The organism is Thioalkalivibrio sp. ALJ2 (genome assembly GCF_000378325.1).
Taxonomy (GTDB): Bacteria; Pseudomonadota; Gammaproteobacteria; order Ectothiorhodospirales; family Ectothiorhodospiraceae; genus Thioalkalivibrio.
Map to the genome: position 1 here is coordinate 26,523 of NZ_KB899561.1, position 12,741 is coordinate 39,263.

A 12,741-nucleotide genomic window follows, 5' to 3' on the forward strand; every position below is an offset into this window, starting at 1 on the left:
GCGCGGTCAGCCCGCGCGGCGGTAGTCGCGCTTCAGTCGGCGCGCAGTGCGCCAGGCGATCCACAGCTTGCGGATCGGGGTCAGCCGCACGCGGTGCTCCAGCACGCGATAGCCATCGTCCTGGATCTCGTCGAGCAGGGTGCGATAGATCGCGGCCATGATCAGGCCCGGGCGCTGGGCGTAGCGGTCCTCGGCGGGCAGGTGCTCCTCCGCGCGCTGGTAGTAGCGTCGGGCCCGTTCGGCCTGCTCGGCGAACAGGGCGCGGTGGCGGTCGTCTGTAACGTTAAGCTGGAATTCCTCGGGCTTTACGCCGTGCTTTTTCAGCTCGTCCAGCGGGATGTAGACCCGGCCGCGCATCGCGTCTTCGTGGACGTCGCGCAGGATGTTGGTCAGCTGCAGGGCCATCCCCAGGTCATGCGCGTATTTCAGCGTGCGCCGGTCCGAGAAGCCGAAGATATGGGCGGACAGGATCCCGACTACGCTGGCCGCGCGGTAGCAGTACAGCGACAGTGTGGTGAAGTCGGGATAGCTGTCGTAGTCGAGATCCATCTGCATGCCGTCGATAATCTCGTCGAAATACTCGCGGCTGAGATCGAACGGCGCCAGATGCGGTTGCAGGGCCTGGGTGATCGGGTGGCGCGGCTGATGGTCGAACAGACGCTCGATCTCCTCGCGCCACCACTGGAGCTTGGTGCGCGCCACGCTCTCCTCGCTGACCTCGTCGACGATGTCGTCCACCTCGCGGCAGAACGCGTACAGCGCGGTGATCGCACGGCGCCGGTCGGGCTCCAGGAACCGGAATGCGTAGTAGAAGCTGGAGCCGCTCTTCGCGGCCTTCTCCTCGCAATATTCGTCGGGGGACATACGCGCTCGGGATCGGGGTTCCGTCTTGGGACGGCAAGGCTAGCACAGCGGGGCCGGGATGCGGATGGCGACGCTGATCGAAGCCACGTTTGACATACATCAACCGTACCCGGCTGGAGGCCGCGTAGGGTGGGGGTGTCAGGGTGGCGCAAGGGCCCGCCCTCCCGTTGCGGAGAGTCGTATGGAACAACGTCTGGTATTCGATCCCGAGGTGCTGCGCCGCTATGACGTGAGCGGACCTCGTTATACGTCCTACCCAACGGCTCCGCAGTTCCATGAGGGGTTTGACGCGCAGGCCTATGCGCGGGTGGCGCGGGAGACGAATGCCGAAGGTGCAGCGCGCCCGTTGTCGCTCTACGTCCACGTGCCCTTCTGCGACACGGTGTGTTTCTACTGTGCCTGCAACAAGGTGATTACCGGCAATTATCGGCGCGCGACGAGCTATCTCGACTCGCTGGAGCAGGAGATCGCCCTGCAGGGCGGGCTGTTCGATCGCGATCGGCCGGTACGCCAGCTGCACTTCGGGGGCGGGACGCCGACGTATCTGTCCGACGAGGACCTGACCCGGGTCATGAAGGCCCTGGGCCGGCATTTCACGCTGGAGACCGGTCCGGAGCGGGAATTCTCGATCGAGATTGATCCGCGTGCCGTGCGCCCCGGCACCCTGCCGCTCCTGGCGTCGCTGGGCTTCAACCGCATCAGTGTCGGGGTGCAGGATGTCGATCCGGCCGTGCAGAAGGCCGTCAACCGCATCCAGCCGTTCGAGGTCACCGAGCAGGCGGTACGCCAGGCGCGCGAGCAAGGCTTTACCTCCACCAACCTGGACCTGATCTACGGGCTGCCCCTGCAGACGGTCGACACGTTCTCCGCGACACTGGACCGCGTGCTGGAACTGCGCCCGGAACGGCTGGCCGTGTACAACTACGCGCACCTGCCGGAGCTGTTCAAGACGCAGCGCCAGATCCGCGACGGCGACCTCCCGCCGGCCACGGAGCGGCTCGCGATCCTTGAGATGACCATCCAGCGACTGACCGACGCGGGGTATGTGTACATCGGCATGGATCACTTTGCGCTGCCCGATGACGAACTCGCGATCGCCCAGCGCGCGGGCACACTGCAGCGAAACTTCCAGGGCTACTCGACGCGCGCGGAGTACGACCTCGTGGCACTGGGGCCGACCGCCATTGGCAAGGTCGGGGACAGCTACAGCCAGAATCTGCGCGAGGTCGATGCCTATCAGGAACGGCTGGCATCCGGCCGGCTGCCCGTGTTCCGCGGCCTGGAGCTGAGCGCGGATGACCGCCTGCGGCGCGCCGTGATCAGCGAGTTGATGTGTCACTCGAGGGTCGACTTCGGCGGCATCGAGGCCGCATTCGGCATCGACTTCCGGGAGACCTTTGGCGATGCCCTGGACCGTCTGGCCGAGATGGAGGCCGACGGCCTCGTCACCATCGGCAGCGACTGCCTGGAGGTCCAGCCACGCGGCCGGCTCCTGCTCCGCAACATCGCCATGGCCTTCGACGCCTACCTGAACCGCGAAGCGCAGCGCCGCTACTCCAAGGTCGTCTAGCTAGTGTTACGCCTGCGGCGGCGGGGGCGGAGGCTGTGGGCGAGGATGATCCAGGCGTCGCGGGCGCGCAGGCGCGGGCGGGCGAAGACGTCGTCCTGCTGGCGCAGGCGCCAGAGTACGCGGGCGCCGCCGTTGATGATTGCGCGGATCTCCAGGCCCATGCGTCCGCGCAGCATGCCGCCGAGCGGTGCCCCGGCGCGCAGCAGGCGATCGGCGCGTGCGTACTGGAACTGCATCAGGTTGCGTAACTGAAAGGTCGTCTGGCCGCCCGTGATCATCTCCTCGCTGACGCCGTACTGTGCCATCTCGTTCTGCGGCAGGTAGATCCGGTTGTTCTCGGTGATGTCCTGGTGCAGATCCTGATAAAAGTTGATCAGTTGCAGGGCCGAGCAGACCGCGTCGGAGTAGCCAATCATCTCCTCGGTCGGGTTGCCGTCGAGGTACAGCATCAGCCGCCCGACCGGGTTGGCGGAGCGGCGGCAGTACTCCATGACCTCGCCAAAGGTCGCGTAGCGCTTCTGTTCCAGGTCCTGGATGAAGGCGTCGACCAGATCGACGAACGGGGCGGCGGGCAGGCTGAAACGCTGCCGCGCATCGGCCAGCGCGATCCATTCCGGCTCGGATTCCGCGGCCGGGTCTTCGAGGATCTGCACGCGTTCCTGCATGGCGATCAGGTCGGCCCGCCGCTCGTCGACCGGGCGCTGGTCCTCGTCGGCGAGGTCGTCGGCATCGCGAGCGAAGCAGTAGATCGCGGCGACCGGCCCGCGCAGGCGCGCGGGCAGCAGCCAGGAGGCGACCGGGAAGTTCTCGTAGTGCTCCGCCGCACGGCGCTGGCAGTGGCGGTACGCGGCGCGGATGTCGGGGCGGCCCGCCATGCGGCTCAGTCTCGCGAGCCCGTGTCCGGAGCGGTGTCGCCGTCCGGGTTGTCGTCCGGGAGGTTCGCGTCGACGGGCTGGCGGGCGCGATTGTTCAGGGTATCCGGCGCCTCCGGGTTCTTGCGCGCGCGGATACCCAGCTCCTGGAACCGTCGGGCGCTCGGCATGACCTGGCGCTCCAGGCTGCCCACGGTCTTGTTGAAGGCGTCGGTGCTCTGGTCCAGCGCCTTGCCGAGGCGCGCCAGGTGCTCGGTCATGGTGCCCAGGCGGTGGGAGAGCTCCGCCCCGAGATCACGAATCTCCAGCGCGTGCTCGGTGAGCTGCGCCTGTTGCCAGCCGTACTCGACCGTGCGCAGCAGGGCGATCAGCGTGCTCGGGGTCGCGAGCAAAACCTGGCGTTCCAGGGCGTATTCCAGGAGACCGGGTTCGTGTTCCAGCGCGGCGGCCAGGAACGGGTCGCCGGGCAGGAACAGGACGGCGAACTCGGGGGACTGCTCGACGCTGGCCCAGTACTGCTTGCTGGAGAGCTCGGTGACGCGCGAGCGCAAGTGCTGGGCATGACGCTTGAAGGCCGCTGCGCGCGGTTCCGGGTCGGCCGCGGCGACGGCGTCGAGATAGGCATCCAGCGGTGTCTTGGCATCCACGACCAGGGCGCGATTGCCGGGCATGTGCACCAGCAGGTCCGGGCGCTGGCGGCCGCCGTCGCCGTCCAGCGGTGGCTGTTCGGTGAAGTCGCAGTGCGCCGAGAGGCCGGCCAGCTCCACCGCACGCTTGAGGGTGAGCTCGCCCCAGCGCCCACGCACGCCGGGACGTGACAGGGCCTGCACCAGGTTGTGCGCCTCACGCTGGAGCGTGGCGTTGTCCGAGCTCAGGCGCTGGATCTGTTCATTCAGTGCGGCGAAGGCCTGTGCCCGCGAGCGCTCCATCGCGTTGATCTCGGCCTCGGTCTTGCCCAGCGTCTCGCGGATGGGCTTGAGCATCGCCTCGACCTTGTTCTCCGAGCGCTCGATCTCGTTCTGACCTTCGCTGAGCTTCTGCGACAGGATTGACTGGGCCAGGCGCAGGAACTGGTTGGAGTTGGCCTCCAGCGCCTCGCTGGCGAGCGCCGAGAAGGAGCGGTCGAGTTCCTGGCGCGCGGTCTCGAAGCTCTGGCGCAGGTCCTCGCGGCGCTGTTCGGCGGCTTCGAGTTCGGCCTCCAGGCGGGCATTGCGCGTCTGCAGATCGCCCACGCGGCGATTGAGGCGCAGACCGGCCAGGGCATAGCCGAGCACAAGGCCGACCAGGAGGGTCGCCCCGAGCGCAGTCCAGGCGGTGAGGGGAAGTGCGGTCAGCTCGCCAGCCATTGCGGGCCTGCCTTGGCCTGGTGCCAGCCCCAGAAGTCGTCCGGTCGATCGAGGGCACCATCGGCGCCCCAGCTGTCGGGATTCTGGCTGGCGTCGATGTAGCCCCAGCGTGCGACCAGTGTCGCCATGCCGGCGGCGCGACCGGCCGCGATATCGCGTTCGGCATCGCCCCAGTAGCAGTGCTGTTCGGGCGGGAGCCCCGTCTGGCGTGCGGCCAGCCACATGGGCTCGGGGGCCGGCTTGCGTTGCGGGAGGGTGTCGCCGCTGACGATCGCGGCCAGCCGAGGCGTCAGGCCCAGGGCATCCAGGAGCGGCTCGGTTAGCCAGGCGGGCTTGTTGGTCACCACACCAAGCGGCCAGCCGCGCTGCTCGCAGGCGTCCAGCACCTGGTCCAGCCCGGGGAAGAGGCTGGTGTCGATGCACAGGTCGCGGGCGTAGATCTCGAGGTAGCGCTGCTTGAGGGCCTCGCGGCGCGCACCCTCGACATCCGGAAAGCCCAGTTGCACGAGGGCCTGGGAGCCGTGCGAGACGTGATTGCGCACGGCCTCGAAGGGCAGTGGCGGGCGATCGTTTTCGGCCAGCAGCACGGTCAGCGCGGCGTGCATGTCCGGGGCCGTGTCGAGCAGGGTCCCGTCCAGGTCGAACAGGACCGAGCGGAGTTCGCGGCTCATGGGGTCTCGCTGTCGCTTTCCGGGCGGCGCGCGGCCATCAGGTAGTTGACGTCCGTGCGCGGGACCAGCCGATAGCGGCCGGACAGCGGCGAGTAGGTGAGCCCGGTCATGTCGATGACCTCGAGGCGGTGCCTGCGCAGGACCGTGCCCAGTTCGGAGGGCCGGATAAAGCGGCTGTACTCGTGTGTGCCGGTGGGCAGCAGGCGCAGGACGTATTCGGCACCGACGATCGCCTCGGCGAACGCGCGGGGGGTGCGGTTGATGGTCGAGAGGAACAGCCAGCCACCCGGCCGCACCAGCTGTACCAGGGCGTCGATGACCGCCTCGGGATCGGGCACGTGCTCCAGCATCTCCAGACAGGTGACCACGTCGTAGTCACCCGCATGATGCTCGGCATGGGCCTCGGCGGTGGTGTGCAGGTAGTGAATCTCCAGCCCGGAGTCATGTGCGTGTTCGCGCGCGACCTCCAGATGCTCGGCCCCGGCATCCAGTGCGGTCACCTGTGCGCCGCGCACCGCCATCGCCTCGGACAGGATGCCCGCGCCACAGCCGACATCCAGCACCTTCTTGCCGGCCAGATCGGCGTGCTGGTCGATCCATTCCAGGCGCAGGGGGTTGATCGCATGGAGGGTGCCAAAGGCGCCGTTCGGGTCCCACCACTCGTGTGCCCGATGCGTGAACTTGTGCAGTTCGGCGTGATCGACGTTGTCGCCAGTGCTGCTTTGGGATTCGCGGGTCATGGTTATCTCGATTACGCGGCCAGTTCGCGCTGGATTTCCAGCACGCGCGCGCCCCATTCGCGGGCCTCGGCCTGGAGCTCGTCCAGGTCCAGCGTAAGCAGTTCCCGGTCCCTGAGCAATGGCCGTCCTGCGACATGGACGTCGGTGACCGCCTCGCGGGTGGCGGCGTAGACGATCTGGGCGGCGGGCTCGTGCATGGGTTGCAGCTCGATGGCGCGAAGATCGATGCTGACCACGTCGGCCTGCTTGCCCGGTTCCAGGCTGCCGATGCGGTCAGCCAGGCCCAGCGCACGGGCGCTGCCCAGCGTGGCCATCTCCAGCGCGGCGGTGGCGGGCAGGGCCGAGGCGTCGCCACTGACGCCCTTGGCCAGCAGCGCGGCCGTGCGCATCTCCCCGATCATGTCGAGATCGTTGTTGGAGGCGGTACCATCGGTGCCCAGCCCCACGGTCACGCCGGCGCCCAGCAGTTCCGCGACCGGACAGAAGCCCGAGGCGAGCTTGAGATTGGATTCCGGGCAGTGTGCGACCGACACCGGACGCCCTTGCAACAACTCGCGGTCCTGTGCGCTGACCTGGGTCATATGCACGGCGATGAACGGCTGGTCCAGCAGGCCCAGGCGTGCCAGCCGGGCCAGCGGCCGCTCCCCGTGGTCGCGTTCGGCATCGGCGATCTCGCCGGCGGTCTCGTGCACATGCATGTGGATGGGGACGGCCAGCTCGCGGGCACGCTCCGCCACGCGCTGCAGGCTCTCGTCGCCGACGGTGTAGGGCGCATGCGGTGCCACGGTGTAGTGGATGCGGTCGTGGTGCTGCCAGTTCTCCACGACCTCGGCGCCCCGCTGGAAGTACTCGTCCGTGGTCTGGGCCCAGGGCGTGGGGAAGTCGAACACGGTCAGCCCCAGTGCGGCACGGATGCCGGATTCGTCGACCACGCGCGCGGCATTGTCGACGAACAGGTACATGTCACTGAAGCAGGTAGTGCCGCCGCGCAGCATCTCGGCGACCGAGAGGCGCGTGCCCGCGCGCACGAACTCGGGTGACAACAGGCGCCCTTCGGCCGGCCAGATGTAGCGCTTGAGCCAGTCCATCAGCGGGCGGTCGCTGCCTACACCGCGCAGCAGACTCATGCCGGAGTGGGTATGTACGTTGACCAGGCCGGGGGTCAGGGCATGGCCCTCGCGGTGCAGATGTTCGGCATCGGGGTACTGCGCGAGGGCTTCTTCGCGCGGCAGCAGGGTCTCGATGATGCCGTCGCGAATCACCAGTGCGTGATCGACGAGCACCGTGTCGCGCGGGATCACCGGCAGAATCTGCGAGGCACTGAGAACCAGAGTTCGGGTTGTCGACATGGGAGGCCAGACCGAGGGAATTCGGCCGCGCATGGTACCGCAAAGGGGCGGCGAAGGCCGCCCCTTTGGGCAGGCCGATACCGGTTAGCTGGCCTGGCGTCCCAGGACCTGGGCGCGTGTGACCTCGGCGACATGTCGGCCCTGGGAGGCGGCCATCGCAAGTTCGTTCTCGCTCGGCTGACGCGAGCCGTCGCCATCGGCCAGGGTGGTGGCACCGTAGGGTGTGCCGCCGCTGATTTCGCTCATATCCAGCAGCCGCTTCTCGGTGTAGGGCAGCCCGACAATGGTCATGCCGTAGTGCATCAGGTTGACGATGGTCGAGACCAGCGTGGTCTCCTGGCCCCCGTGCTGCGAGGCGGTGGAACCGAATACAGAGCCAATCTTGCCGACCAGTTTGTCGCCAAACCACAGCGCACCGGTCTGATCGAGGAAATTGGCCATTTGCGCGGACATGCGGCCAAAGCGGGTCGGGGTGCCGATGATGACCGCGTCATAGTCCGCCAGTTCTTCCGGTCTGGCGATGGGGGCGGCCTGGTCCAGCTTGGCCCCGGCCTGCTTTGCGACATCCTCGGGCATTAGTTCCGGGACACGCTTGATCGTGACCTCGGTGCCAGGGATCTCGCGGGCGCCACGGGCGACCGCCTCGGCCATCTGCTCGATATGGCCCCAGGTGGAGTAGTACAGGATCAGGACTTTGGTGCTCATGGGAAGGACCTCCGGGTTTAATCGAGGTCCAGCTTAATTCGCAGTAAACCGAACAAAAATGGCCTTTTAATGGCTTTATTGTTCGATTAAATAGAACCGTTAATGGGGTGACTGCGCGGCGCTTTGTTGCGCGGGTGATGTCCCGAGTACCGCCCTTTCCAGGTCCGACAAGTCACCCGGGTAGCCGTACAGGAAGCCCTGGAAGTGGCGGCAGCCCAGTCCGAACAGGAAGGCCCGCTGCTCGGCCGTTTCGACCCCTTCGGCAATCACGTCCAGGTCCAGCGTGTGGGCCAGATTGACGACCATCTGCGCAATCGCGGCGTCGTTGGGGTCGTCCAGCACATCGCGCACGAAGGACTGGTCGATCTTCAGCTGTGCCAGTGGGAGCTGTTTCAGGTAGGCGAGGGACGAGTAGCCGGTGCCGAAGTCATCCAGGGCGAATTCCACGCCCAGTGTGCGCAGTTCGTCGATGTGGACGACGACGGTGTCGATCTCCTCGAGCAGCATGCTCTCGGTCAGCTCGAGTTTCAGCCGGTTGCCCGGGGCGCCGGTCTCCTGGAGGATCTCGCGCAGCTGCTGGACGAAGTGCTTGTTGCGGAACTGCCGGGCGCTGATATTGACCGAGAGGGTCAGTTCCCGGAAGGCGGCGATGTGCTGCCAGGCAGCGAGCTGGGCGCAGGCGGTGCGCAGCACCTTGCGCCCGATGGGCACGATGAGGCCGGTCTGCTCGGCGATGGGGATGAACTCGCCGGGGGAGATCGCGCCGCGCTGCGGATGCGGCCAGCGCAACAACAGCTCGGCGCCGATCACTCGGCCGTCGGCTTCGACCTGGGGTTGATAGACGATGGTAAATCGATCCTCGTCCAGGGCGTGGCGCAGCTCGTTTTCGAGTTCGAAGCGGGCCTCCACCGCGCGATGCAGCCCGGGGTCGTAGAAACGCACGGTATTGCGCCCGGCGTTCTTGGCCCGATACATGGCGAGGTCAGCCTGCTTCAGCACCTCTTCCACGCCGAGGCTGTGGCCGCTGAACAGGGTTGCACCAATACTGGGGGTGACGTGGCGGTTCTGGCCGGCCAGCTCGAAGGGCTCGCGCAATAGATTGATCAGCTTGCGTCCTACCGCCTCGGCCTCGGTGGCAGCGCGGGCCGGATCCGGGTGGAGGTCGTTGAGGATGACCACGAACTCATCGCCGCCCAGGCGGGCGAGCGTATCGGCCTCACGCACGGAGTCCTCCATGCGGCGGGCGACCTGGCGCAGCAGATCATCTCCAACCGCGTGTCCCAGGGTGTCGTTGATGTCCTTGAAGTTGTCCAGATCGATGAACAGGACCGCGCCGTGGTGGCGCGAGCGCGCCGTGTTGGCGAGGGCCTGACCCAGACGGTCGTGCAGGAGCGTGCGATTGGGCAGCCCGGTCAGGCCATCGAAGAAGGCCAGGCGACGGATTTCCTCTTCGGCTTCCTTGCGGTCGGAGATGTCCATCATGGTGCCGAAGGTCGCCATGATCTGGCCGTCTTCATCGAAGCGCGCACTGGCGTAGATGCTGACCCAGCGATGACTGCCGTCGTGCGTGCGCAGGCGGATTTCCTCGGACTGCGCGTGGGTGCCCCCTTCTAGCAGGGTGTCACAGAAGTTCTGTGCGTCGTCTTGGTCCTCGGGATCCACGAAGGCACACATCGGTTTGCCGAGGGTCTCTTCGACCGGGAATCCTGTCAGGCTCTCCCAGGCTGGATTGAGCAGCGTCCAGCGGCCCTCGGCATCGGTGCGGAAGATCACCTCGGAAATGTGGTTGACGACATCCTGGTAGCGGTTCTCGCTCTCCTTCAGGGCCGCGGTGGCCCGTCGGTGGGCGGTGACGTCGAGGGTCAGGCCGCGCAGGCTGCGAGGGCTGCCCGTGCCCTCGGCCCAGGAAAGGATGTCGCGCAGCCAGATCCACTGCCCGTTGCGGTGCGCGAAGCGGTAGTCGACGACCTTGGGTTCGTTGCCGGGCTCGCGCGCAGCATCGCGTACACGGGGCAGATCGTCCGGGTGAATATGCCGGGCACGCAGTTCCCCCCGCCCCAGGTTGCGCGAGGGGAAGCCCAGCAGCTTGCGGGTGTCTCCGGCGACGAACTCCCATTCATGGTTTTCGGGGTTCGCCTCCCAAAGGATGGCATTGGCCCCGCCCAGCATGGACTCCAGGCGGGCGACGGAGCGATTCAACTGCAGGTTTTGCTGGATCAGTGTGGACTGTGTGGTGCCCAGGTGGGCCGCCATGTCGTTGAAGGTCCGCGCCAGGTCGCCGAACTCGTCGCGGGAATCGATCCGTACCCGATGGTCGAGCTGCCCGGCCTCCAGGGCCCTGCCCCCTTGCAGGAGCAGACGCAGGCGGCGGGTCGTCATCAGGGCGAACAAAATGGCCGCGAGGATCGAGAGCCCCAGCACGCCCAGGGCCAGCAAGACATTGCGTTCCAGCAGGTTGGTCGAGAGCTGGTCGATGGCATCGGTCGAGTAGCCAACGGCGACGGTCCCCAGGGACTGACCGGAAAGCTCGATCTGCCGGGCAATCTCGACCTGGCCGGATTCACTGCGCACGCCCGCTTCGGCGGCCGGGAGGGTGTCCGGGGCGACACCGACCGAGGCCATGGGGCGCTCGCTAGCGTCGAGTACGACCGCGTACAGGACGTTGGAGTCGTCCCCCAGCAGGTCGAGGAGATCCTGGAGCATCGCGGGGTCGGCGTAGGCCAGGCCGGGCGTCAGGGCGGAGCCCAGCAGCCGGCTTTGTTGTTCGGCTGTGCGCTCCAGAACCTCCTGTTGGTTCTGCTGGACCTGGGTGATCCCGCTAAAGAGCAGCGCCGCGACCATCACGACCTGAATCGCGACGGTGCCGATGATGATCTGCCAGGCGACGTTCAGGCGCATGAAAGCGCCACAGGCCGGCCAGAGCGGGCAAGGAACGGCGGGACGCGGTGCGGCTTTGATGCGAGCAAGAGACGAAACATTGGCGTCCGGGGCAACCCGCGCCGAGCGGGATCATCGTAAAAAAGTCTTGCTACTCTACCTTAACGGGGGGTTGGTTTCTTCAATGCGAGACGGCGGACACGCTTTAGGTCGAGCGCCTCAATCGCCGCACCGCAGTGGGCTCGTGCCGCAAGGTCGGCACGAGCCTTGGCGACTCTAATAGCGGTTGATCGCGAGGCGACCCGGGCCGGTAAGGGCGAGAGCGATCGCCGAGAACAGGAACATGGCCTGCAGTTCGATGGCCCAGCCGCCGTGCTGGGTCAGCTGGACGACCTCGTCGGCATGCGCCAGGCCAATGGCGAACAGCATGTTGACCGCGATGAGTACGGCGCCAATCCGAGCATACAGGCCAATGATCAACAGGACGGGTGCCAGGACCTCCCCGATATACGCGCCATAGGCCAGCACGCCGGGTAGCCCGGCCCCGGCCAGCATCCCCTCGATATGTCCCACGCCTCCGGAGACCTTGTCGATCCCGTGCAGCAGGATCATGACGCCTAGCGCCAGTCGCAGGATCAGCTTCCCGGTGTCGTCCAGCATGTTATCCATATCGTTTTCTCCTGGTTCCCTGGTCAAGGGGAGGGTGTAGTTGATCGGTGTGGCCAACCTGTCGAGCGATCACATTCATAGGTCGTCCATAAGACTCTTGAAGGCCTGATAGTCCTCGGGGCTCGCCGGTTCAAAGCCACGGGGGTGGCCAAAGGTTCTGAGCCGTTGTTGCCCCTGAGTGGTGTCGGAGAGCTGCAGGAACAGCGTCTCCAATTCTAGAACATCCCTCTGCACGCGTTCGTGCAACACGATGGTCATGCCGGGGAAGGGGTCCGACTGGGCCAGGATGCGGGCCAGGCTGCCATCGGCAAGAGCGATGGTGCGGGGTTCGTCCCGGAGCGGGCGAGGAGGGTCGAGGGCGCGGGCATCGATCACGAGCACGGCGGCTTCGGCAAGCCCCCGCTGCATGGCCGACACGGCGGCATTGTGGTGCGGGAACTCGAGGAATCGGACGGGTGGATCTTCGCTGTCGAACACCGCGCCGACTCGCTCTCGAGCCAGCCGGGTGCCCAGACTGTGACGGGCGGGGGTTGCCAGCGTCGTGTCCTCCAGGTCCGCCAGTTGCCGGGGGGAGGTGTCCATGGGCACCACGATGATCATGGCCAGTTCGTCGCGTGAGCGTACGAGCGGACGGTACGGGCTGTTCTCTCCAAGCGCGGGCACGACATGCGGGGCGACAATCGCCACGTCGTAGCGCTCAGTCTGCAGGCGTTCGAGAAAATGCAGGAAGTCCCGTGAGGCCTCCAGACGAACGGGCGCTTGCCGTACCTCCGCGAACCAGTCGCGTAGTGGTGCGTATCGCTGAAAGAGGTCGTGAGGGCTCGCGAATGGCTGCAGCCCAAGCTCCCAGGTGTCGTCCGCGAGCGCATGCCCGGTGAGTAGGGCGAGAGCCAGTATCAGTCCCGGCGTCCATCGGTGCGGCCGGCGACTCATGGCGGCTGGAGGGGGCGCTCCGGCACTGGCTTGGTCCATCGGGTGGGATCCCGGCGGCAGGGCTTACAGGTGTCTATAGTCAACCGCACTCGGTGTGTCCATGCGTCAATAAATCGGCGCCGCAGCCGGACGTTCCGTTCGTGCT

General features: G+C 66.6%; 11 protein-coding genes. 1 reads left to right on the forward strand and 10 read right to left on the reverse strand.

All coding sequences use genetic code 11. The features are described from left to right. Positions 1-6: 6 nt before the first annotated feature. Positions 7-864 carry a presqualene diphosphate synthase HpnD gene (hpnD, locus tag F468_RS0113175; RefSeq protein WP_018139600.1) on the reverse strand — a complete coding sequence of 286 codons (858 nt, stop codon included), beginning with the start codon at positions 862-864 and terminating at the stop codon, positions 7-9. 181 nt (positions 865-1,045) lie between these two features. Between hpnD and hemN the strand changes: the two genes are divergently transcribed. Beyond that, positions 1,046-2,434, forward strand: coding sequence for an oxygen-independent coproporphyrinogen III oxidase (hemN, locus tag F468_RS0113180; protein WP_018995358.1), 1,389 nt, complete (start codon positions 1,046-1,048; stop codon positions 2,432-2,434). Here hemN and hpnC read toward each other — a convergent pair. The 9 genes from hpnC to F468_RS0113225 form a co-directional block, all read right to left on the reverse strand. Further along, entirely contained in the window at positions 2,431-3,309 is an 879-nt protein-coding gene (hpnC, locus tag F468_RS0113185; protein ID WP_018995359.1) for a squalene synthase HpnC, read from the reverse strand. The genes hemN and hpnC overlap by 4 nt on opposite strands. A 5-nt stretch (positions 3,310-3,314) precedes the next feature. Beyond that, positions 3,315-4,652 (reverse strand): DNA recombination protein RmuC, encoded by a 1,338-nt coding sequence (gene rmuC, locus F468_RS0113190; RefSeq protein WP_018995360.1) that lies wholly within the window; start codon positions 4,650-4,652, stop codon positions 3,315-3,317. Continuing rightward, positions 4,637-5,323: a phosphoglycolate phosphatase gene (gph, locus tag F468_RS0113195; RefSeq protein WP_018864517.1), complete on the reverse strand. Its 687-nt coding sequence runs from the start codon at positions 5,321-5,323 to the stop codon at positions 4,637-4,639. The genes rmuC and gph overlap by 16 nt, the downstream gene beginning before the upstream one ends. After that, positions 5,320-6,063, reverse strand: coding sequence for a bifunctional 2-polyprenyl-6-hydroxyphenol methylase/3-demethylubiquinol 3-O-methyltransferase UbiG (ubiG, locus tag F468_RS0113200; protein WP_018995361.1), 744 nt, complete (start codon positions 6,061-6,063; stop codon positions 5,320-5,322). The genes gph and ubiG overlap by 4 nt, the downstream gene beginning before the upstream one ends. Positions 6,064-6,074: 11 nt before the next feature. Continuing rightward, on the reverse strand, positions 6,075-7,412 hold the full coding sequence (locus F468_RS0113205; protein WP_018995362.1) for a TRZ/ATZ family hydrolase: 1,338 nt from the start codon (positions 7,410-7,412) through the stop codon (positions 6,075-6,077). Positions 7,413-7,496: 84 nt separating this feature from the next. Beyond that, positions 7,497-8,117, reverse strand: a complete 621-nt coding sequence (gene wrbA, locus F468_RS0113210) for an NAD(P)H:quinone oxidoreductase (RefSeq protein ID WP_018139607.1) — start codon at positions 8,115-8,117, stop codon at positions 7,497-7,499. Positions 8,118-8,216: 99 nt separating this feature from the next. Further along, positions 8,217-11,015 (reverse strand): EAL domain-containing protein, encoded by a 2,799-nt coding sequence (locus tag F468_RS0113215; RefSeq protein ID WP_018995363.1) that lies wholly within the window; start codon positions 11,013-11,015, stop codon positions 8,217-8,219. Positions 11,016-11,270: 255 nt separating this feature from the next. Next, on the reverse strand, positions 11,271-11,663 hold the full coding sequence (locus F468_RS0113220; RefSeq protein ID WP_018995364.1) for a DoxX family protein: 393 nt from the start codon (positions 11,661-11,663) through the stop codon (positions 11,271-11,273). A gap of 75 nt (positions 11,664-11,738) precedes the next feature. Next, positions 11,739-12,596, reverse strand: coding sequence for a phosphate/phosphite/phosphonate ABC transporter substrate-binding protein (locus F468_RS0113225; RefSeq protein ID WP_018995365.1), 858 nt, complete (start codon positions 12,594-12,596; stop codon positions 11,739-11,741). Positions 12,597-12,741 lie beyond the last annotated feature (145 nt).